Below are 21437 nucleotides of genomic sequence, written 5' to 3'. Positions count from 1 at the left end.
CAGTTTTGCGCGATGTGTTTTAAAGATTGCCGACGCCACCATCGACCAGCAATTCGGTGCCGACGACGAAGGATGATTCATCCGAAGCCAGAAAGACGGCGGCTTTTGCCAGTTCCAGCGGCGTTCCCAGCCGCCCGATCGGCACCAGTTGTCGGATTTCTTCCTTCAGTGCCTTTTCGGCTTCATCTTCCAGCCCAAGCTTGCCAAGGGCCGGCGTTTCGGTCGGGCCGGGGCTCAGACCGTTGACCCGAATGCCGCGCTCCTTCAACTCTCCGGACAAGGTACGTGCCAGCGAAAGAAGCCCCGATTTGCTCGCCGCATAGGCACTCGACTGCGGCAGGCCGATGTGAGCCGAAACCGAGCCGCACAGGATGACCGACGACGGATTGGCAAAGAGCGGCAGAAGGGCTCGGATGAGAAAGAAGGGCCCCTTGAGATTGGTCGCCATCAGCGCGTCGAACGCTGCTTCATCCCAGTCCGCCAAAGGCCGATGTGTGACATCACCTGCATTGACGAACAGGACATCGATGGTCTTCCAGCGGTCGCTCAATGCGTCCGCCAGCTGTTCTTGCGACTGTATGTTTCCGGCCTCGCTTTCGAGAGCCAGAATATCGTCTCCGAATTCACGCCTGACAGCGGCAAGACCACTGGCCGATCGGCCGGTGACGGCGACCTGCGCACCTTCAGCCACAAATTGCCGGGCGGTTTCAAGACCTATCCCGCTGGTGCCGCCGGTGATCAGCGCGCGTTTTCCTTCAAGCCGTCCCATATTATCCCTCGTGTTGATGATGATGGAGGGATTGTCATGCCTATTGTATCATTTGTATAGTAAGCACCAAATTGATACTAAAGGACTTTCATGAAAAAACTTTCGGAAAATGCCACACTGCCGGAACGCTGCCCGATGGTTGATTTCGTCAACCTGATCTCTGGCAAGTGGGCTATTCCCATTCTCTACCGCCTGATTGTCGAAAACCGGCCAGTGCGCTTCGGCACGCTGCAGCGTGCGGCCAGTCCGATCACCCAGAAGGAGTTGACGCGCCATCTGCGCCTGTTCGAGCAACAGGGCCTGGTGTCCCGATCGGTCTATCCGCAAATGCCGCCGCGCGTCGAATACGAGATCACCGCGCTTGGCCGGACCTTGCGGCCAACCCTCGATTCACTCGCCGGCTGGATGACGACACATGGCACAGCGATCCGTGAGAAAATGCCGGAACAAGAACAGGCCGGCAGCAATGGTCGCTAAACCACATCGCCGTCCGACAGCCGCGCACGCGCGACGTCGACGATCGCATCGATTGCGACGCGCAAACGCGGCAGCATCACGGGTGATGCCGGCCACACGGCATGGACGGGAAGATGACCGGCAACATGCCGACCGAGCACGACGACAAGCTCGCCGCTTGCAATCTCGTCGCGCACCAGCCAATGCGGCAGAAGCCCGATCCCTTGTCCGGCGCGCACAGCAGACAGTGTCAGCAAACTCCCATCAAGCAGTATCCGTGCTTTTGGAAGCAAACTGACGATGGCACCATCGCTCTGCCGGAAATGCCAGGGGCGCGATCTGCCACTGGTAGACTGGGCAATCATCTCGTGATCCGAAAGGTCCTCGATCGTTTGCGGCAGCCCCCGGTCACCGGCATAGGCACGCGATGCACACAGTACGACACGCTGGGTGCCGAGAGGGCGGGCAACCATTCCGCTCACATCCGGTAATTCTCCGATCCTGACAGCCAGGTCGATGCCCGCGGCCGCCATGTCGACAGCCGATACACTCGTTGAAATATCCAGATCGATTTCTGGCCAACGGCGGCAGAGGCAATAAAGGGCAGGCGCCACGACATGAACACCGAATAGCGGTGGCAGGCTGACACGAAGTCGCCCGGCCGGCTCACGGGCCAGACGGAAAAGCGCCGTTTCGACGCGCTCGACATTTTGCCGCGCCTCCACACAGACATCCCTGTAGACCACACCTTCCGGCGTCAGGTTCAAACGTCTTGTGGTGCGCTGAAACAGCCGCACGCCTAGCCGGCTTTCGAGACGGGAAATCGCCTTGGCGACGGCAGAAGCGGAAAGCGCCAGCCGCGTCGATGCTGAAACAAAGCTGCCGGCTGCACAGACGGCCAGAAACACCCCGATATCGTCGCCCTGTTGATGTTGCATGACCTTAATTAACGATTTTAAATCCGCAATTGAAGGAATTTTATGCGTTTTACCGAACTTGTATTACCGCAGTAGATTTCACGCATGAGCACATATCGCACCTATGCAATTATCGGGGGAACGTCCGGCATCGGCTTTGCCCTCGCCCGCAAACTTGTCGATCGCGGTGACCATGTCGTGGTCGGCGGACGTTCGGCGGAACGCCTGGAGCAGGTGTTGGGCAAGCTGGGAGCCCGCGCCTGCGGCAAAACGGTCGACATCACGGATCGCCAATCGCTTGCCGCATTCTTTTCCGGTACCTCAGCTTTGTCCGGCCTGTTCACACCGGCGGCGACATATAAGACAGCTGCCTTCTCGGATGGTGACCTCGAAAGCAGCGAGGGGTTGTTCAAGGCGAAGTTCTGGGGACAGTATTGGGCGGTTCATGCCGCCTTGCCGTATCTGACGGCCGATGCCGGCGTCGTTTTGATGTCCGGCGCGGCCTCTGCCCGTCCGCTCGGCGCACCGGCTTACGCCGCGTGCAATTCCGCAATTGAAGGCCTTGCGCGTGGACTGGCATTCGAGCTTCGACCGATAAGGGTCAATTGCCTGTCTCCCGGAACGACAGACAGCGACCTGTGGCGCAATCGCCCCGACAGCGTCAGGGAACCGGCTTATCAGGCCTGGCAATCGCTGTGTCTTGTCGGCCGGCCGGCAAGCTCCGAAGAGCAAGCCGATGCGGCACTGTTTCTGCTGGACAACGGAAACATGACCGGCAGCACGCTGTTCTGTGACGGCGGCTACACATTTCGATAGGCAGCGACCGCGGTGCCGCCGCCAATTGCGATGCCATCAGCCGCCATCTAAGCCCGCGTACCAATTCGAGCCGGGCACTATCGGGCAAGCCTCTTCGGCAGAGCGATCTGTCCCTCCAGGACCGGCAGTTCCAGATTGGAGCGGAAGTCGTCGCCGACATAATCCGTATCGATGATCTGGCGGCGCCGCAGTTCCGGCAGGAGCCCGTTGACCAGCAGATCCTCCTGATCGGGATTGCCAAAGCCGTGAAGCGAAAGCACGTCGAGAATATCGGCCCGGTAGCGTTCCTCGATAGCATCGACAAGCTGTTCCGGGGTTCCAGCAACGGACCAGTGTCCGGTCTCCTGCGCCTGAACGATCAGTTCGCGCAGGGTGAGGCCTTCCTTGGCATAACGGCGGAAAACCTCCACCCGCCCACGTCGACGATTGATGCTCGTCACCTCCGGAAGCAGAGTGTCCGGCAAAGCTTGGTCGAGCGGCAGATCGGACAGATCCACACCGCCGCCGAGCATGTCCGCCAGTTTCAGGCGGCCCTGCTCGTAATCGATCTTCTCATGCTTCTCCTTCAGCCGGCGCGCAACATCGGCGTCGCTTTCGCCGATCAGCGCATGGAAGGAATTCATGATGAAGGGCAGAGCTGCGGCACGGCCAAAACTCACCGCCTGACGGCGCAGTTCGGTGGCAAAAGCGATGGCATCGTCCAGCCGCGGCTGCGAAGTATAGACCACCTCGGCGTAACGTGCGCCGACAGTGACGCCCGCGTCCGACTGGCCCGCCTGGAACAGTACGGCTCTTCTTTGCGGCAAAGGCGGCACGTTGAGCGGCCCCTGCACATCGAAGTGCCGTCCCTTGTAGTTGATCGGGTGGAATTTTGTGTGGTCCACCGCAACGGCGCCGGAAGCACGACGCTGCACGGCATCCCGCTCATTGGCGTCGTAAAGCGCATTGACGATCTCGATGAACTCGGCCGCACGCGCGTAGCGTTCTTCCGGGCTCGGCAAAGTCTCGCCAAAATTTTCCTCGCCAACCGACGAAGTGACCGCATTCCAGCCGGCTCGACCGCCGCTCAAATGATCGAGTGTGCCGATCTGACGGGCGAGATTGTAAGGGTGATGGAAGGTGGTGGAAATCGTCGCGATGAGGCCGATCTGCGATGTCGCCTGGCTGAGCGCCGCAAGGGTGACGATCGGCTCCTGAATACCGGCCGTACCGGCAAGTCCGGCGGGGTCGATATGCAGGAGATCGGCAGTAAACAGGCCGGTGATCTTTTCCGCTTCTGCTTTTCTCGCCAGTTCGACGGCACGCGTGATGCCGGTTTTTGGCGCAAGATCGTTGGATGCCGCAATCACGCTGCTGGCACCGGTGAGCGTTTTCAGACGTCGAGGGCGGTTGAGCGCCATGATCGGTTCCTTCACAATGGATATGATTTCGTCAGTCATGCCGGATGATCATCATCCGGCTCGTATCAGGCGAGTGCGGGTACAGCGTCGATCAGGGCGCGGGTGTAGCCGTGCCGGGGTGCCGAAAACACCTGGGCCACATCGCCGCTTTCGACTATTCGCCCGTCCTTCATCACCAGCACGCGGTCGGTCAGATGGTGCACGACGCCCAGATCGTGGGAAATGAACAGGAGCGATGTGCCGGATGCCGCCTGCAACTCAGCGAGCAGATCAAGGACCTGCGCCTGCACCGAGACATCCAGTGCACTCACCGGCTCATCGGCAATCAACAGCCGGGGACGTGGTGCAAAGGCGCGCGCAATGGCGACACGCTGACGCTGGCCGCCTGAAAGCTCGCGCGGATAACGGCTGAGAAAATCACCGCTAAGCCGCACCGCTTCGAGCACTTCGACCACCCGTCCGCGCCGCTCAGGCCCGTAAAGGCCTGCAACATCGAGGCTTTCGCCGACGATCTTTTCCACGGTGTAACGCGGGTCGAACGAGCTGAACGCATCCTGGGCGATCAGTTGCATGATGCTGCGGCGAGGCCGGCGAACACTTTCGGCGACATTGCTCCACAGCTGCCCATCGATGAACACGGCCCCCTCATCGGGGTCGACAAGCCCCAGCACCATTTTGGCGACGGTGGTTTTGCCCGAGCCGGATTCGCCGACGATACCGAGTGCCTCTCCGGCAGACAGATCGAAGGAGACATCGTTGACCACAGGCGCGCTATCGCCACCGCCATAATGCTTGACGAGATTGCGGACAGACAGGACGTGATTGCCGGCATGAACAGTTCTGGCCGGCAGTGGCAGACGCGCGGCAGCACTCGCCGGCACAGCCCCGGCGCCATTGCCGACGGGCGGTGATACCGCGGCCGAAAGCCGAAAACCTTTCGACCCGGCCGATGGCACAGCATCGAGAAGCTGGCGGGTGTAAGGGTGGCGCGGGTTTCGCAACAGCTCGTCCGTCGGCCCTTCTTCGACAATGCGGCCTTCGTTCATGACAAGCACACGATTGGCAAGGCGGGAAACGACAGCCAGATCGTGGCTGATCAGCAGCAGCGTGTGCCCGGCATCGCGACGCTGCGCCAAAAGATCGAGGATCTGCTTCTGCACGGTGGCATCCAGCGCCGTCGTCGGCTCATCGGCAATCAGCAGCGAGGGATTGCGGGCGATTGCCGTTGCGATCAGCGCTCGCTGGCGCAGGCCGCCGGAAAGCTGATGTGGATATTGCTGCAGGCGCCGATCCGGGTCGGGAATGCCGACCGATTGCAACAGCGCGCGGCCATCGAAACCCGGCGGCGTGCGGGCAAACAGTTTTCGCCGGCCTGTCGCATCCGAAAGTTGCCGGGCGATCCGGCGCAGCGGATCGAGCGAGACCAGCGCATCCTGGAGAACGAAACCGATTTCCTGTTGGCGCAACCGGCGCCAGTCGGCTTCGCGAAAGGAAAGGACGTTTGCTCCAGCCACATCGAACCTGTCGGCGCTGACCGCGGCCGTCAACCCGGCAAGGCCGATCAGCGAGCGGGCTGTCACCGACTTTCCCGATCCGGACTCGCCGACAAGAGCAACGGTTTCGCCACGATGAATGGTGAGGTCGATGCCATGCACAACGGTGTTTTCCACCCCGCCGCACGGAAAACCGATCTTCAGATTGCGAACCTCGATCAATGGGGTCATGCCTGTCTCCTGCCCTCGAATGCCAGCTGCCAGCGTTTGCCCAGCACGCTGATGGCGATGACCGTGAGGGTGATCGCCACGCCCGGCCAGACGCCGATCCACCACGCGACGCGCAGATAATTGCGCGCTTCCGCCAGCATGGCGCCCCATTCGGGTATCGGCGGCTGCGGCCCCATGCCGAGAAAGCTCAGGCCCGCGGCCTGTATGATGGTTGAGCCGAGGCCGATCGTCGCCAGAATGGGTACCTGTGCAATCGCGTGCGGCAGGATGTGGCGAATGATAAGTGTGTTGCGGGTTAGTCCAAACGTTTTCGCCTGTTCCACATAACCGCTCTTGGCGATGACGAAAGTTTGCGCACGCACGACGCGGGCAAAACGCGGCACCGATGCGACACCCAGCGCGAAGATCAGATTGACGGTGCCGGGTCCGGTGAAAGAGATCAGAACCAGCGCAAGCAGAAGGTCCGGAAAGGACGATACGACATCGAGGAAACGCGAGATGACCTCGTCGACCACACCCCGCGCCAGCCCTGCCACGAGGCCGAGAAAGGTCCCGGCCAGGGCAGCAATGGCGATCGCGCTGACACCGATGAGGATCGAATACCGTGCACCGTAAACCACGCGGGCAAAAACGTCGCGACCCAGATGGTCTGTTCCGAACCAGTGTTCCGCGGATGGCGGCAGCTGCGATTTTATTGGGTCGGCGAGAAGCGGGTTGTCGCCGGTGACGAGCTGCGGCCAGAAGGTGGCGGTCGCTACGATCAGCAGGAACACGGATGACAGAAGGACACCCGGCCGGCCCAGAATTGCGCCAAGGATCTTGCGTGAACGACCGCTCTGCGCGAGTGAATTGTCAAAGGAAACGCTCATGCCGGCTGCCTCCCGCCTTCATCGCGCAATCGCGGATCAAGCATCAGATAGAGGATATCCACCAGCGTGCTCATCGCCACGTAAATGAGCGCGGACAGAATGGCGACGGCCAGCACGACCGGCATGTCATGCGCAAGCACGGCATCGACGGTGATGCGTCCTAGTCCCGGTCGCCCGAACACGGCTTCGGTGATAACGGCGCCGGACAATAGGTTGCCCACCAGCCAGCCGGCAAGCGTGACAGCAGGCAGCGCCGCATGCCGCAAGCCGTGACGCAGTCGCAAAACCAAATCGCTGGTGCCCCAGCTGCGCACCGTCAGCGCAAATGGTTCTTCCAGGGCCCGCTCAAGGCCTTCGCGCAGAACCTGCCCCAGGACCGCTCCCAATGACAGACCCAGCGACAATGCAGGCAGCACGAGCGCTGACAGGTTCCTATCTCCCGACACCGGAAAGATCTTGAGGGTGAAGGAGAACACATAGAGCAACAGGATGCCGAGCCAGAAGCTCGGAGTGGAGATCAGCGTCAGTTCGAGACCACCGGCAATGCTGCGCGGAATGCGTTTGCCGGCGGTAAGGATGGCGCTTGCCACGGCGAAGATGATGGCCACAACGAGGGCAGCAGCCGTCAGCTTCAGTGTCGGCAGGATCTGCGATGCCACAAGTCCCGAAATATCGGTCTGCAGGATATAGGACCTTCCCAAATCGCCATGCCGCAGCTTTGAAAGATAGGCCAGATACTGCTCGAACAATGACTGATCCAGACCCCATTCGGCCCGGATCGCCGCTTCCACTTCCGGCGTGCGGATCTGCTCGCCGATCAGCAGGCTGACGATATCGCCGGGCGCAAGCTGTATGCTGATGAAACTCAGCGTCACTGCCGCCCACAGGACGAGGATGCCCGAGCCGATGCGGCCGACGACCTGAAGTGGCAGGCCGCCCCGCCGCAGCACGCGCCTGCGGCGGTAAATGGCCACGGGTGCCTGGCCAAGGCTTGTCACATTGTCAGCGGTCATGCCGTCCACTCCTGAGTTGATGCCTCAGCTTGCGCTAAGTTGGATGCCGGTGGTCCGGAACTATTCGCTTTTCCAGATATCGTAGGCGCTTTCAGGCAGCTGCTTGAACGGCCGGAAACTGATGCCTTTCACGTTGCTTGCAGCTGCAACCTGATCTTCGGGCTCGTAAAGCGGGATGGCATAGGCCTGATCGACAATCGCGAAGCGTTGCAACTTGGCGTAGATCTCGAAGCGTTTGCTGGTGTCGAGGGTCGAGGCCGCTTCGTTCAGCCACTTCGCCAGTTCAGGCGCCGCTGCACGGCTGTAGTTGATCGTGCCACCCTTATCGAGTGGCAGGTAGTGGAACTCGATATCGATCGCATCGGTTGGCGTGTTGGAATTGGCGATCGAACCGAACTGGCCGGTCTTGCGGCGCTCGGTATAGGTGCCCGCATCGACGTAATTGATGGCCAGATCGATGCCTGCCACCTGCCGCGCCTGTGCCTGCAAGGCCTGTAGCAGCACGTCACGCTGGTCGCGCACCGTCGCCTGCGCCTGCACGACCTCGATTGTCAGGCGCTTGCCGTCCTTGGTGCGAAACCCTTCCGCATCCTTGGCGCTCCAGCCGGCTTCGTCCAGCAGGCCATTGGCGACTTCGGCATCGGCACCAAAACTGTTCTCGATGCTCTTGTCGTAGAATTGCGGGTCGATCGGCGAGGTGATGCCCCAGGCCCGTGTGCGTTCGCCGCGATAGACAGCCTGCAGAACCTTGTCGACATCAAGCGAGGCAAGCAGCGCCTTGCGTACCTTGACGTCCTGTGTCGGGCCCCAGGTGACGTTGAGGAACAGCGAATAGGGCGTGCCGGTGTTGAGTGCCGTCTGGTAGGTGAAGTCCGGGTTGTCCTTGAACAACGCCGCATCATTGCCCGAGATGCCCTCGATCACATCGAGCTGACCGGAGGTCAGGGCGCCTGTTCGCACCGAGGATTCCGGCAGGAAACGGTAGGTCACCTGGTCGAGATAGGCCGGCCCCTGGTGGGCAGCGGTCGATGGAGCCCAGGCATAGGCCGGGTTCTTCTCGAACTGGATTTCCTGTCCCTTGACGTAGCGCTTGAGGATAAAAGGCCCTGTACCGGCAATTTCCGGCCCGCCGGACTTCAACTGCGACGAGGCGAATGCTGCCGGCGACAGGATTTCGAGACCCGCAACGTAATCGAGGAAAGGTGCGTAGATAGCCTTGAGCGTGAAGGACACCGTATGGTCATCGACGGCCTTCAACTCGGCGATGCGCGACACCGGACCAGCGCTGACACTTGTCGAATAGGCAGGATCCTTGAGCTTTTCGAAATTGGCAACGACCGCTTTCGCATCGAACGTCTGGCCGTCCGTGAAGGTCACGTCAGGACGCAGCTTGAACGTATAGGTCTTGCCGTCCTGCGAAATCTCATAAGCAGTGGCAAGCCACGGCACATATCCGCCATCGGCCGTGCGCGCCAGCAGCGACTCATAGGCATTGCGCAGAAGAAGCTTGGTCTTGTCCTGACCGTTGAGCTGCGGGTTGAGTGTCGCCGGATCGGTTTCCACACCCCAACTCAGCGAACCGCCGCTGACCGGTTTTGCGTCCTGTGCCAGGGAAGCGATCGGGAGGACTGAGAGAGCCAGCATCGCTGTGCCGGCGAGAATGAATTGTCTGCGATCGAACATGCGTAAACTCCGTGAGAGAAATTGGACCACAGGCGGCTCAGGCGTTTTGCTGAAGCCAGATGTCATAGGCGTTTTCGGGAAGACGTTTGAATGGCCGGAAGCCGACGCCCTTGACGTCGATACTGGCGGCTATCTGGTCATCGGGCACGTAGAGCGGCAGGCCGAGCGCCTGCTCCAGCAGGGCGTAGCGCTGCAGCTTGGCGTAGATTTCAAACCGTTTTTTGGGGTCGAGTGTCGATGCTGCCTCGTCCAGCCAGACGGAGACTTCCGGGGCTTCGGTGCGGCTGTAATTGATCGACCCGCCCTTGTTGCGCGGCAGATAGTGGAAATAGATCGTGACGCCGTTTTCCTGCGTCGTCGTGGAGTTCGGGATGATACCGTACTGCCCGTCCTTCTGGCGGGTGGAATAGGTGCCGGCGTCGACATACTGGAGGGCGACATCGATGCCGGCATGCTGACGCGCCTGCGCCTGTACTGCCTGCAGAAGGATATCGCGCTGGTCGCGCACAGTCGCCTGCGACTGCACGACTTCGATGGTCAGCTTCTTGCCGTCCTTGACGCGAAAGCCTTCGCTATCGCGAGCGCTCCAGCCGGCGTCATCCAGCAGGCGGTTGGCCAGTTTGGGATCGAAACCGTAGGCGCCTTCAATGCTCTTGTCGTAGAAATCGGTATCGGCCGGGGTGAGGATGCCCCAGGCGCGCTGGCGTTCGCCGCGATAGACCGACTGCAGAATCTGATCGACATCGACCGAGGCCTGAAACGCCTTGCGTATCGCCACGTCCGCCGTCAGGGGGTGGTTGATGTTCAGATAGAGCGTGTAGGGCGTGCCGGTATTGATCGCCGTCTGGTAGGAAAATTCCGGATCGTCGCGGAAGAGACCGGCGTCGTTGCCCGGAATCCCTTCGATGACCTGCACCTGTCCTGAAGACAAGGCACCACTGCGCACCGCCGATTCCGGCAGGAAACGATAGATCACCTCATCCAGATAGGCCGGCCCCTGGTGACCGGCATTTTCCGGTGCCCAGTCATAGCCTGGGTTCTTGATGAAGCGGATTTCCTGGCCCTTGACGTAGCGGTCGATAATGAAGGGACCGGTACCGGCGATTTCCGGCCCGCCGGACTTCAATTGCGTCGAGGAATAGGATTTCGGCGAGAGAATTTCGATCGCGGAAGCGCCGTCGAGGAAGGGCGAATAGACACGCGCGAGCTTGATCAACACCGTATGTTCGTCGACAGCCACGACCTCTTTGACATGCGACAGATGGCCGGAACTGTTGCCGGTCGAATAGGTCGGGTCCTTCACCCGCGTCAGATTGAACGCCACCGCGGCAGCATTGAACTTCTCGCCGTCGCTGAACGTCACGTTGTCGCGCAGGACGAACGTGTACTCCAGCCCGTCACCGGAGATGGAATAGCTCTTGGCAAGCCACGGCACGTAACCGCCCTCAGGTGTGCGTGCCAACAACGACTCGTAAGCGTTGCGCAGGATCAGTTTTGCCTTGGCCTGCCCGTTCAGATGCGGGTTGAGCGTGCTCGGCTCCGTTTCTACTGCCCAACTCAGCGAACCGCCGCTGACGGGAGCGTCACCCGCATCTTCAGCGCCGATCGCAATGCCTGTTGATGCCAACAGCGCCGTCGCGCCGGTTGCGAGAATGAAATGACGTCTGGTTACCATGCCCAACCCCTTGGATAGCCTGTGTTCTGAAATTACGCGGCAAGCGCGCGGCTGGCCGCTGCCAGATGTTCGATTGCCTTGAAACGATGCGCGCCTTCTGAGACCGGGCAATCGACGATGAATTCATCGACGCCATGCAGGCGATGAAGATGCTGCAACTGCGCCTGAACCCTGGAAGGAGAACCTCGGAGGATCAGCGGTGAGCGTTCCTCGATGCGATAGCTGGTGGCACCGGTCTGCCGCACATATTCCAGCGCCTGCTTTTCGCTGCCGACATTGACACCCTGCCCGCCCTCGATCTCGACGCGGAAGCGCCGACCCTCGACATCGAGCGCATCGGCCGCCTGATCCGTCTCGGCCACCACGACGGCAGCAGCGAGAACTGCATAGGCGCCGCCTGCATCCCGGTACGCCGCCAGCGCCTTCGAGACCGCAGCCTCGTCGCCGTTGATGTGGCCGGCATACACGAAGTTCCAGCCCAGACTGGCGGCAAGCCTGCCGCTTTCTGGGCTGGCACCGAGCAGAAACCGGTTTGGCGGTGTTGGCGGTGTTGGATAGGCCGCGAGTTTGTCTTCCTCTGAAGCCACAGCTCCCTCGTCGCGGATAAAGCGATCGAGATCGGCAATCTGCCGATCGAATGACGGTTTGCGGGACGGATCGTAGGCACCTTGAAGCGCATGCGTCGAAAGTGGCATGCCGCCGGGCGCCTTGCCGATACCGAGGTCTACGCGTCCGGGTGCCAGAGACGCCAGGAGATTGAAATTCTCCGCAACCTTGTAGGCGCTGTAATGCTGCAGCATGACTCCGCCGGAGCCGATGCTGATCCGCTTTGTCTGCGCCAACAGGAAACCGATCAGCACTTCCGGAGACGAGCTGGCCAGCTTCGCCGAGTTATGATGCTCGGCAACCCAGAAGCGTTTGAAGCCGTGGCTTTCGGCCTTTTGGGCCAGTGCTACGGTTCTCTGAAGGGCAGCAGCAGCGCCCTCTTCTTCGTGGATCGGAGACTTGTCGAGAAAGCTCAAACCAAATGTCATCGATACTCCCTGCAGGCGGATCGGTTGAATTGATGAAAGCTATATTTTTTGTAGACTACTAATCGAGCAATGATGTTTCCTTATTCACCTGCACAATAAAACATCGTGCCGCGCCAAACCTTGCTTCCATGCTCCATGCTTTACGCGCGGCTGGGGTGAGCCCGGAGGTTCGAACAGAAGCTCGGGACAACATCATCTGGACAGCTGGCTATCGCCCTCTACGAGGAAAGCCATGCCCGACATCATTATCCGGTCTACCCTTCATGATCCTTCGACACAGCCGCTGATCGAGGGGCTGATCAGCGAATACGATGGCCGGTACGGCGCCGATAGCCGGCCCGGAGGAGCACGCACCGAGCTGTTCCGGTACCCCGACGGCATCAATACGCCGCCGCTGGGGGATTTCCTTCTGCTTCAACGTGAAGGGAAAACCATCGCCGGTGGCGCCTTCATGAGCCATGACGACGAAACCGCCGAGATCAAGCGCATCTGGACCGACCCATCGCTGCGACGCCAGGGCCTTGCCCGCCGCATCATGAGCGCCCTTGAGGAAAGCGCCGTCAGTCTCGGTTACACACGCGCCTATCTTTCGACCGGCTTTCGTCAGCCGGAAGCCGTAGCCCTCTATCTGAGCCTGGGCTACCGACCACTCTTTGATATCGACGCGAACCCCTCGTTATACCGCTCGCTTCCCTTCGAGAAACATATCGGCGCAAAGGCCGGACACACGCCTGCAACACCCGTCTATCCGCCTGCTGCCTCGTTCGAAGCTGCGACGCAGCGCGTAAAGGACCTAAAGGCCACGCAGGAGGCAAAAATCCTCGAACGGCTGACGCGCCATCGTTCGCGTTCGGCGGCATGACCGTCTGCCAGCCGTCGTCGCTCTCCCCTTCCATTTCATTATTTGCGAGTTGCCATGCCGCTCTCCCACATCTCCCGTTTTTCCTTCCTCGTTCCTGGAAACTATGATGACGACAACCCCGCCAAGGGCATCGAGGAAACGCTTAGGCTGATAGAGCTCGGCGAAAGGCTCGGTTATTCCGGCGCGCTGGTGCGCCAGCGCCATCTGGAGCGCGGGATTTCCTCAGCTGCCACCTTTCTGGCGGCGGCATCGCAGCGCACAAAGACGATCACCCTTGGCACCGCGGTCATCCAGCTCGGTTATGAAAATCCGTTTCGGCTCGCCGAGGACCTTGCAACGGTGGATATCCTTTCCGGCGGGCGCCTCAATGTCGGAGTATCGGTCGGCGCGCCACCGTTTGCCGATCTGATTGCCGATTATGTCGATGACGCGCCGCAGGCCGACTACAGCCACAACCGGGCAGAAAAACTGGCGCTCGCGCTGCAGTCGCTTCCGCTCTCCGACAGGCAGGTTTCGGGCAATGCGGCGGGTGTCCAGACGCCACGATTGCGTCCGATCGCCAGCGGCCTTGTCGACAGGCTCTGGTATGGTGGCGGTTCGCAGAATTCGGCGCGATGGGCCGGGCAGGCCGGTTTCAATCTTCTCACCGGCAATATCGTCAGCGGTGAAGGCACGGATGACTTTCTGACGGCCCAGGCTGCCTTGATCAATCGCTTCAGACAGGAATGGGCTCATCCACGTCCGCCACGCGTCGCACTCGGCCGCGTCATACTGCCAACGGACAGCGCCAGTCCGGCCACGCGCCGAAAATACGCCGATTTCGTCGCCGCCCGTACGGAACGCACCAAGACCGCTCACGGCCCGCGCCGGACCCTCTTCCTGCCCGACATTATCGGCACGACCGACGAAATCCTCGACCAGCTTTCGCGCGATCCAGTCTTGTCGCTGATCTCCGAGTTCAGGCTGGAACTGCCTTATGAATTCTCAGCCGAGGATTACGGCCAGATCATCGAGGATTTCACGCGTCTTTTTCCGGGAGCCCACGAGGTAAATCGCGGCCTGCGCAATGCCGGCTGACGCGCCCAATTCCACCCGAACCCTATTCATACGGAGTGCAACATGACGACGACGGGTATTCAAATCAGTGTCGGCCTCGATGCCGGATCCCGCAATCTTTTCCGCGACGATGTCGGACCGAATAATCTGTTGGAGAAGCTTGATGTTGAAGCCGACATCCTTGTTCTGGAAGACCGATATGCGCGGCCCGATGGCGACGGGATGGATGCCGTTTTGTTTGCAAACTGGCTCGGCGCCAGAACCCGTAACGCAGGGATTTTGGCAGGCGCGCCGGTAAACGTCCTCGAACCCTTCCATGTCTCGACCGCAATCGCGACACTCGACTATGTTACGGACGGACGCGCCGGACTTCTGGCGCAGTCGCTTGAGGGCGAACATGCCGCGTCGGCCAGACGCGCGACAGGTCCGCTGAACGGTTATCCTGCGGATGACCGCCACGCGCTTGAGCGGGATTTCGATGAGGCGATCGACGTCATCCGCCGGTTGTGGGACAGTTGGGAGGATGACGCGGTCATCCGCGACCGGGAAAGCCAGCGTTTCGTTGACGGAGCAAAGCTGCGTTATGTCGATTTTAAGGGCTCGAATTTCAGCGTGCTCGGCCCGTCCATTACCCCGCGTCCGCCGCAGGGCCAGCCGGTCATTGCCGCAAGTATCGCCGCGGCAAATGATGCTGCCGGTAAAGCCAATGTGGATCTGATTTTCCTGCGCGCGGGCATAAACGACGTACCCTCACTGCTGAAAGCGTCATCAACCGCCCGTTCCGACCTGCGTTATTTTGCCGATATCGAAATTGGCTCGGCTGTTGAAGCAAAGAAGACGGCGCGGCACTGGCAGGACGAATCCGAGCGCATAGCCGCGCGGGTGCGGGAATGGGCCGCTTTCGGACTTGCGGGCATCCGTCTCCTGCCCCGGCAACCAAAAAGCGATTTGCTTTCGCTTGTCGATCACCTCCTGCCGGCGTTGCGGGCTGCGGGAATCGGACAGGCGCGTCAGGAAACGACCCTGCGCGAACGCCTCGCACTGCCTGCCGCAGCCAATCGCTATGTCCACGCCGCCTGACGAAACCCGGAGCCGAACCATGTCGAAGAAACAAGTCATCCTTGGAGCCCAGTTTCCGGGCGTCAACAATTTCACCGTCTGGAGCGACCCTGCAGCAGGCAGCCAGATCGCGTTTTCCTCGTTTCGGCATTTTGCCGAAACCGTCGAGAGGGGAAAATTCGATTTCATCTTCCTCGCCGAAGGTCTGCGCGTGCGCGAGCAGAAGGGCCGTTTCCACGAACTCGACGTCGTCGGACGTCCCAATACGCTTTCGATCCTGACTGCATTATCCGCCATTACCCGCAATATAGGCCTGATCGGCACACTGACCACGACCTTCAACGAGCCCTATGCGCTGGCCCGTCAGCTTGCGACGCTCGATATATTGTCTGAAGGTCGCGCTGGGTGGAATGTCGTGACCTCACCTGGCGCCTTTACCGGCGCGAATTTCCGCCGAGGCGATCACCTGCCTTTTGCCGAGCGTTATGAACGGGCAAGGGAGTTTATCGATGCCGCCCGCGCGATCTGGGAAGGTGGCGATTTCGCCGTCCAGTCGAAACATTTCGATATTGCCGGCCGAACCGATCTGCCGAATTCGCCCCAAGGCGGACCGGTCATTGCGCAAGCCGGCGATTCTGACACCGGACGTGAACTGGCGGCAAGCCATGCCGACCTTATTTATTCGCGCCACGGCACGCTGGAGGAAGGGCAGGCCTTCTACCGGGATACGAAGGGCAGGCTTGCCCGTTACGATCGAGGCGAGAACGACCTGAAGATCCTCCCGGGCGCCGCCTTCGCGCTGGGCGACACACAGGAAGATGCCGAGGAGAACCTGCGAGCGATCCGCCTTCAGCAGGTCAGCCCGAAGAATGCCATCGTATTTCTGGAACAGGTCTGGAATCGAGATCTTTCCGCCTATGATCCCGAAGGGCCGCTGCCGGACATTGATCCCGAAGTCGCCTCGCCGACGCTTGCGCAGGGTCGCGCAAATCGTTTTGACGACCGGCTCGAAACAGCCCGGAAATGGCGGGAAATTGCCGAGCATGAGAAACTCAGCATCCGCCAGCTGGTGATCAAGGTCACCGCACGCCAGCATTTTGTCGGAACGCCGGAAGCCGTGGCGCGAGAAATCAACCGTTATGTGCAGGAAGACGCCGCCGACGGTTTTGTCTTCGCTCCGCACCTGACGCCCACCGGTTTTGACGAGTTCGTCGAAAAGGTCATTCCGCATCTGCAGGAATGGGGCGTTTACCGCAAGGATTATCGGCAAGGCACACTGAAGGGGAATCTCGGCCTCAGACAAGCTGCTTGACCCCGGCGGTGTCTGTTCACAAGCGTCAGTGCTCCTCTGTCTGTTCAAGAATGCTTGTCGCATCAGGAATGGGCAGACGCGTAAACAATCTCTAATTACTGCAAAATCGCAAAGGATTTTTCTGTCGGCGACAATTATCTACTGATTAAATGGCTTTTAGAATTTAGACATAACGCAGCGGAAGCCGCAAAACAGTTGAAGCTGCCAATTGATGGAGACATGATGAGCACCCTAGCCGCGTCCTTGGCAGTTGAGCCGACATTACATCTCGCAGCGCCGTCCTCCGAGGACCTTAAAGCGGTCATGCGGCACGTCGCGGGCACGGTATCGGTTGTGACCGCAGGCGACAGGGAAGACAGAACGGGAGCCACCGTAACCTCGGCAACGGCACTGTCAGTTGATCCGCCAACAATGATTGTCAACATCAACCGATCTTCGTCCACGTGGCCGGTGATCGCCAGACACGGCCATTTCTGCGTCAACATTCTCGATATCGAGGATCAGGTTGTCGCCGAGCGTTTTTCCGGCAAGGACGGGTTGAAGGGCGGCCAGCGTTACGGTGGGGCCGAATGGACCACGCTGGTGACTGGCGCCGCAGCTCTGGTCGGTTCGCTCGCATCCATTGACTGCGAGGTCGAAGAGGTCATCGAAAGGCACAGCCACGCCATCATCATCGGTCGCGTTGTGGCCGTGAGATCTCGCGGCGGATCGCCGCTGGTTTATAGCCATGGCAAATACGGGTCTGTTTTGTCCTGAATACGGGGCCTAATCCGGTCGACCAGTGGCGCGGTATCGAGTGGCTCGTCGCACTCGGCTGGACCGAAGAAGCGATTGCCGTCGCGCTGGCTCTCCCAGTCCGCCAGATCCGCAAGCGTAGCGAGCTGGCCCGGGAAGAGTTGATCGCCGAGCTCGGAAGTTGCTTTTAATGAGCCGATCTCGGGATCGAACTCGAACTCGAACTCCGGCCGGACCATGCCGCTTACCTTCAATCCTGGCCATCGGTGCTGGGCTGAGGACAACCGGGCGATCTTTCAGGCGGCTGCCCATGCGCAACGCGCGGTCATATTCCCACATAGCCTTGAGACCACCCTATCCGAGATCAAGGATGCAGCCTGATCGACTATTTGAGGAGATGCATCAAGAACGGTCGCCAGTGACGATGGCGGCCGGTTCATCCGTCCGGGCCACCTCTGGCAAGTGATCATCGGCCATCCGCAGGTCCAACGAACCCCAGATCGACGGCTTTTGAGCGCCGGTCTTCACTTTCCGGGACTGCTTGATTTCGATGATGAATGTTTTCGTCTGCTTTGCCATAAATCCTCCAGGCGACGAATCGCCCGGCAACTCTACTGAGAAGGATTGGGGCTGCAAGCCGCGTCGGCGAGGAGATTGCGAATATGAGGTGCCTTGATGGTGAACTCCGCTATCTCGCCGATCCGATACGCCGTTAAATCGGAGTATGGTGTTGCCCGCCGTCATTGCCAACTTCCTTTCCCTTGACGACAGGGCTCCATTCGCGGGCTCGATGAGGCATGTCTGGCCGCAGAACGGCTTCGCCTCAATCGTACTCCCGCAACGGCGCTCCGAGACTTTCATCCCCTGCCGGAACCCACCCCGCTCGACAGGTCGAGCGGGGACCCCAGGTCGCCATCATTCCTCGCGAAGCAAGAAAGTCTCTTCACGCCGCCCTTCACGATGTTTCGGCCTCAAGGCCCACCCCATTGCGCAGGCGCAATGGGGACCCCGGGGGGGTGCGGTCCGATCGTCACCGGCCTTTGCGACTGCCATCGAGGCCGCAATGGAGCGTCCCGAAACAGCGAAAAGGAATAGGACAATGGCTACCATCGGCACCTTCACCTACACCGAGAACGGCTTCACCGGCCAAATCCGCACTCTCGCCCTCAACGTAAAGGTCCGCATGGCCCGCATCGAAAATCCCTCCGACAAGGGACCGCAGTTCCGCATCTTCGCGGGCGCCGTGGAACTCGGCGCCGCATGGCAGAAGCGCTCGGAGCAAACCGACCGCGACTATCTCTCGGTCAAGCTTGATGACCCGAGCTTCCCCGCTCCGATCTACGCGACGCTTGCCGAGGTCGAAGGTGAAGATGGCTACCAGCTGATCTGGTCCCGCCCGAACCGGGACTGAGAAGCCGGCCCCGCCCGAAAGGGCGGGGTCATTTTCTCAATGAATACAGCATTGCTGTAATTGCCGGATTTTACAGCATCATGATCGTATGAACCGATCGACGACCCACAAGGAGTAAGAGATGCCCAGCCGAAACAGATCCTACACGACGGGCGATCTTTTGCGGAAGTCCAGGGACATCATCGCCGAGGCGCTCCGCCACCCTGTGACGATTACTCAGCACAGCAAACCTCGCCTCGTCATTTTGAACATAGATGATTACGAGCGGTTGATGAGACGCGCGGATGCCAGATCCGTCTGGACGATTAATACCATGTCCAATGGACTGGTCGCAGACATGGAACGCGCTGTCGATCAATATGCTGACGATGACGAGGTTGGGCGCTGAGCGTGTTCGACGACATAAAGACCGCGGCCGTCATTCGCTATCCTTATCTTTTGAACCGGGAAGCCGGGAAGGGAGAGACAGAGGGGCGCAAGGAGGGGCACATCGCGGTCGGAGTAAGGATCGCCCGCGCTGACCGAGACCTGATACTGTTCTTCCCTTGCCTATCACCACGAAACAGCCAGAGCGCAGCCGGTTCGCTTTCGAGATCCCGGCAATCAAAAAAAGTCGAGCCGGTCTTGATACTGACCGTCAGGTCTGGATCATCATGGGTGAGTTCAACGGCGACGTGATCGGCAACTCTTTCCATATCGAGCAGAGCCTCGATCGGTCAGTTCAGCAAGGCGTTTTTCCTGCCGATTCTGCGTGAATTCTATGCACGACATCAATCGTTCTCCGAGGTCGCCCTCCATCGCTGAGGTGACAGCTTTGATTTATCAAGACCCTGAAACGCATCGAGCCGTTCATGGATACTCGCGACCCAATTCTTCCTGAAAAGAACCATAGGGCTGATCGCGGGTCTGTACGGAACGGTTTTGCCGGGGGCGGTCGGTCCCGCCTTCCGCTGCGCGTCGCTTTGCTAAGGCTCCTGCGGCAGCCCCTGTTCCGGTCAAAACCGTGTCGAGAATTCCCGCTTTCACGCCCGTACCGGGCGTCGCTATGCTGAAAGCTCCGATACTCTTCATTATTTGCCCCGGATCTTCACCTGATGTCTTTCGATCCGGCGGCGCATCCGCGCTGTGATGATCTCGGTGACCGGTTTGCGATAGGGAGAGGTTGGGTCTGCTCTGATGCTCCCAGTTTAGCGCTGCAAGCAGCCGGCATCAAGTATGCGCGGTCCCCCGATTTTGCGAGACAGGTGATACTCGACCCACAATTTCGGCTCCCCCACTCCCCCACTCCCCCACTCCCCGGCTCTGCCGGTCGCATGCGCGATCGCTGACCCCGTCCGCTTTACGCGCTGCAGGCTCTCGTCTTTCGAAACTCAAGGAGAACGGAACGATGACGATTTCACGCGAAACACTGATTGAAGAACTGCGCGCCGACTTGTCGAATACGTGGGATCCGGCCGAGCGTCGGCTGCTGATTGCTGAGCTCGATCGCCATGGCCGAGCTTCAAGTCCTTATTTCAGACCTGTCCGGCCCACATGATACCGAGCTACCTTGTCGAAAGGCGGCAATCAAACTGAAGACATCCGGGAAGTATTCGAAGCGCAAGGCGGACTATAGCAATCGGCAGGCAACAGGCAGCTGGTGGGAGATCTTACCTGAAAAGCTTCTGATTTCGCCGTTTCTTGGTGTCGAGCCGCAGAGCGAATGTCCTGAGCGAAATCGCCTCTTGAGTGCTGCGTCCGTCTGCCGAAAACGGCTTGGTCTGAATGCCGTCTGCCGAAGGGACATCCGACCCGGTCTGAGGATGGGCAGTGGTGCCTTCCCGAAGTTCTAAAATCATGCTCACGAGGCCCATACGCAAAACCGCCTTTCCATCATGGAGCTGAAGCCTAACATGCTATTCATGACGACGGAATAGTGCCGTGCCTTCTGCCGGAATTCATACTGATCGCGTGAGCTGCAAGCCCGTTGACTTCAATGCGGTTGATCCATCGCAGTTTCCATATCGCGCAACCAGAAATAATAGCTGCAACGAATATGGCGCATGAATTTGACAAGGGTAGCACTATCGGCTTTCGTACCGATCGATCAGTTTGCGCAATTGCGCATTTTGGAGCTTCAGCTTTACGGCAAGCTGTTTGCGAAGCTCCTCGATGTCTCGATCAAGGTCGACCATCTCATCCGAGTGCGACTTGAAGCCGGTGGCCGCTTCTTGCACCGGATCGACAGCCGGAAGAGTGATTTTTTCGTCTTCCCGCGCGACGACAGGGCGCTTGGCTTTGACAGGTGATGGCGCTTTCACGACCCGCCGACGTGCCACAGGTTTGTCGGGCTCTTCGCTCGCTTTCAACGGAGAAGCCAACTCCGCCTTTTTCTCGAAGGGCACCAGCTCATCGACGGGTGTGGTCGCCGTTACAGTTCCGGCATCATCGACTGTTGCCGGGTTCATGGCGACATCGGGTTCGGAAGCAATTTCCGGTACAGACGACGCGGCGACAGCGTCTTCGACATCCGCAGGACTGGCGTCGGCGCTTGCCACGATCTTGTTCGCGTCGGCTACAGGCGGCGTTGCCTTGTCGGCACTAGCCTTGGGTTCAGTCTCGGTTTCGTCTTTGGATGATTTTCCCGACACCAGGTCCGCAAGCATT

General features: G+C 59.9%; 23 protein-coding genes. 11 read left to right on the top strand and 12 right to left on the bottom strand.

Going from position 1 to position 21437, the window contains the following annotated elements; genetic code table 11:
- Nucleotides 1–19 precede the first annotated feature (19 nt).
- Nucleotides 20–769: an SDR family oxidoreductase gene (locus AAIH70_RS27380; RefSeq protein WP_430036970.1), complete on the bottom strand. Its 750-nt coding sequence runs from the start codon at nt 767–769 to the stop codon at nt 20–22.
- Nucleotides 770–859: 90 nt separating this feature from the next.
- Here AAIH70_RS27380 and AAIH70_RS27375 point away from each other — a divergent pair, with 90 nt between their 5' ends.
- On the top strand, nt 860–1246 hold the full coding sequence (locus AAIH70_RS27375) for a winged helix-turn-helix transcriptional regulator (RefSeq protein ID WP_430036967.1): 387 nt from the start codon (nt 860–862) through the stop codon (nt 1244–1246).
- Here the strand turns inward: AAIH70_RS27375 and AAIH70_RS27370 are convergent.
- Nucleotides 1243–2163 (bottom strand): LysR family transcriptional regulator, encoded by a 921-nt coding sequence (locus AAIH70_RS27370; RefSeq protein WP_430036964.1) that lies wholly within the window; start codon nt 2161–2163, stop codon nt 1243–1245. The two genes, AAIH70_RS27375 and AAIH70_RS27370, sit on opposite strands and share 4 nt — an antisense overlap.
- 84 nt (nt 2164–2247) lie before the next feature.
- Here AAIH70_RS27370 and AAIH70_RS27365 point away from each other — a divergent pair, with 84 nt between their 5' ends.
- On the top strand, nt 2248–2958 hold the full coding sequence (locus AAIH70_RS27365) for an SDR family oxidoreductase (protein ID WP_430036961.1): 711 nt from the start codon (nt 2248–2250) through the stop codon (nt 2956–2958).
- Between the two features lie 77 nt (nt 2959–3035).
- On the opposite strand, the gene AAIH70_RS27360 is transcribed toward AAIH70_RS27365, so the two are convergent.
- The 7 genes from AAIH70_RS27360 to AAIH70_RS27330 form a co-directional block, all read right to left on the bottom strand.
- Nucleotides 3036–4358, bottom strand: a complete 1323-nt coding sequence (locus tag AAIH70_RS27360; RefSeq protein WP_430037131.1) for an NtaA/DmoA family FMN-dependent monooxygenase — start codon at nt 4356–4358, stop codon at nt 3036–3038.
- 65 nt (nt 4359–4423) lie between these two features.
- Entirely contained in the window at nt 4424–6082 is a 1659-nt protein-coding gene (locus tag AAIH70_RS27355; protein ID WP_430036957.1) for a dipeptide ABC transporter ATP-binding protein, read from the bottom strand.
- Nucleotides 6079–6951, bottom strand: coding sequence for an ABC transporter permease (locus AAIH70_RS27350; RefSeq protein WP_430036954.1), 873 nt, complete (start codon nt 6949–6951; stop codon nt 6079–6081). Before AAIH70_RS27350 ends, AAIH70_RS27355 begins: the two co-directional genes overlap by 4 nt.
- Nucleotides 6948–7964, bottom strand: a complete 1017-nt coding sequence (locus AAIH70_RS27345) for an ABC transporter permease (protein WP_430036951.1) — start codon at nt 7962–7964, stop codon at nt 6948–6950. Before AAIH70_RS27345 ends, AAIH70_RS27350 begins: the two co-directional genes overlap by 4 nt.
- A gap of 60 nt (nt 7965–8024) precedes the next feature.
- A complete protein-coding gene (locus AAIH70_RS27340; RefSeq protein WP_430036949.1) occupies nt 8025–9647 on the bottom strand; it encodes an ABC transporter substrate-binding protein in 1623 nt (540 codons plus the stop codon).
- A 37-nt stretch (nt 9648–9684) separates the two neighbouring features.
- On the bottom strand, nt 9685–11322 hold the full coding sequence (locus tag AAIH70_RS27335; protein WP_430036946.1) for an ABC transporter substrate-binding protein: 1638 nt from the start codon (nt 11320–11322) through the stop codon (nt 9685–9687).
- A 32-nt stretch (nt 11323–11354) separates the two neighbouring features.
- Nucleotides 11355–12356, bottom strand: coding sequence for an MsnO8 family LLM class oxidoreductase (locus tag AAIH70_RS27330; RefSeq protein ID WP_430036943.1), 1002 nt, complete (start codon nt 12354–12356; stop codon nt 11355–11357).
- A 232-nt stretch (nt 12357–12588) separates the two neighbouring features.
- Between AAIH70_RS27330 and AAIH70_RS27325 the strand changes: the two genes are divergently transcribed.
- The 5 genes from AAIH70_RS27325 to AAIH70_RS27305 all read left to right on the top strand — a co-directional run bounded on the left by AAIH70_RS27325 (nt 12589) and on the right by AAIH70_RS27305 (nt 17401).
- Nucleotides 12589–13218 (top strand): GNAT family N-acetyltransferase, encoded by a 630-nt coding sequence (locus AAIH70_RS27325; protein ID WP_430036940.1) that lies wholly within the window; start codon nt 12589–12591, stop codon nt 13216–13218.
- Nucleotides 13219–13272: 54 nt separating this feature from the next.
- On the top strand, nt 13273–14295 hold the full coding sequence (locus AAIH70_RS27320; RefSeq protein WP_430036938.1) for an LLM class flavin-dependent oxidoreductase: 1023 nt from the start codon (nt 13273–13275) through the stop codon (nt 14293–14295).
- A gap of 42 nt (nt 14296–14337) precedes the next feature.
- A complete protein-coding gene (locus AAIH70_RS27315; protein ID WP_430036935.1) occupies nt 14338–15354 on the top strand; it encodes an LLM class flavin-dependent oxidoreductase in 1017 nt (338 codons plus the stop codon).
- Between the two features lie 19 nt (nt 15355–15373).
- Nucleotides 15374–16645, top strand: a complete 1272-nt coding sequence (locus tag AAIH70_RS27310; protein WP_430036932.1) for an LLM class flavin-dependent oxidoreductase — start codon at nt 15374–15376, stop codon at nt 16643–16645.
- 222 nt (nt 16646–16867) lie between these two features.
- Entirely contained in the window at nt 16868–17401 is a 534-nt protein-coding gene (locus AAIH70_RS27305; protein WP_430036929.1) for a flavin reductase family protein, read from the top strand.
- Here AAIH70_RS27305 and AAIH70_RS27300 read toward each other — a convergent pair.
- Both AAIH70_RS27300 and AAIH70_RS27295 read right to left on the bottom strand, forming a co-directional pair.
- Entirely contained in the window at nt 17365–17619 is a 255-nt protein-coding gene (locus AAIH70_RS27300) for a hypothetical protein (protein WP_430036926.1), read from the bottom strand. The two genes, AAIH70_RS27305 and AAIH70_RS27300, sit on opposite strands and share 37 nt — an antisense overlap.
- A gap of 163 nt (nt 17620–17782) precedes the next feature.
- Nucleotides 17783–17959, bottom strand: a complete 177-nt coding sequence (locus tag AAIH70_RS27295; RefSeq protein ID WP_430036923.1) for a hypothetical protein — start codon at nt 17957–17959, stop codon at nt 17783–17785.
- Nucleotides 17960–18479: 520 nt separating this feature from the next.
- On the opposite strand from AAIH70_RS27295, the gene AAIH70_RS27290 reads away from it, so the two are divergent.
- From AAIH70_RS27290 to AAIH70_RS27275, 4 genes are all read left to right on the top strand, one after another.
- Nucleotides 18480–18791 carry a DUF736 domain-containing protein gene (locus tag AAIH70_RS27290; protein WP_430036920.1) on the top strand — a complete coding sequence of 104 codons (312 nt, stop codon included), beginning with the start codon at nt 18480–18482 and terminating at the stop codon, nt 18789–18791.
- 121 nt (nt 18792–18912) lie between these two features.
- The gene (locus AAIH70_RS27285; protein WP_430036917.1) at nt 18913–19179 is read left to right on the top strand and encodes a type II toxin-antitoxin system prevent-host-death family antitoxin; all 267 of its coding nucleotides are present in this window, start codon (nt 18913–18915) and stop codon (nt 19177–19179) included.
- Nucleotides 19180–19336: 157 nt separating this feature from the next.
- Nucleotides 19337–19546 carry a hypothetical protein gene (locus tag AAIH70_RS27280; protein ID WP_430036914.1) on the top strand — a complete coding sequence of 70 codons (210 nt, stop codon included), beginning with the start codon at nt 19337–19339 and terminating at the stop codon, nt 19544–19546.
- Nucleotides 19547–20178: 632 nt separating this feature from the next.
- Nucleotides 20179–20328, top strand: coding sequence for a hypothetical protein (locus tag AAIH70_RS27275; RefSeq protein WP_430036911.1), 150 nt, complete (start codon nt 20179–20181; stop codon nt 20326–20328).
- A 526-nt stretch (nt 20329–20854) separates the two neighbouring features.
- Here the strand turns inward: AAIH70_RS27275 and AAIH70_RS27270 are convergent.
- Nucleotides 20855–21436, bottom strand: coding sequence for a hypothetical protein (locus tag AAIH70_RS27270; RefSeq protein ID WP_430036908.1), 582 nt, complete (start codon nt 21434–21436; stop codon nt 20855–20857).
- Between the last annotated feature and the right edge of the window lies 1 nt (nt 21437).

It is taken from the genome of Neorhizobium sp. BT27B, assembly GCF_050455485.1.
Taxonomy (GTDB): Bacteria; Pseudomonadota; Alphaproteobacteria; order Rhizobiales; family Rhizobiaceae; genus Neorhizobium.
Note: the sequence above shows the minus strand (reverse complement) of the source record. Positions and strands in the feature narration are given on the sequence as shown.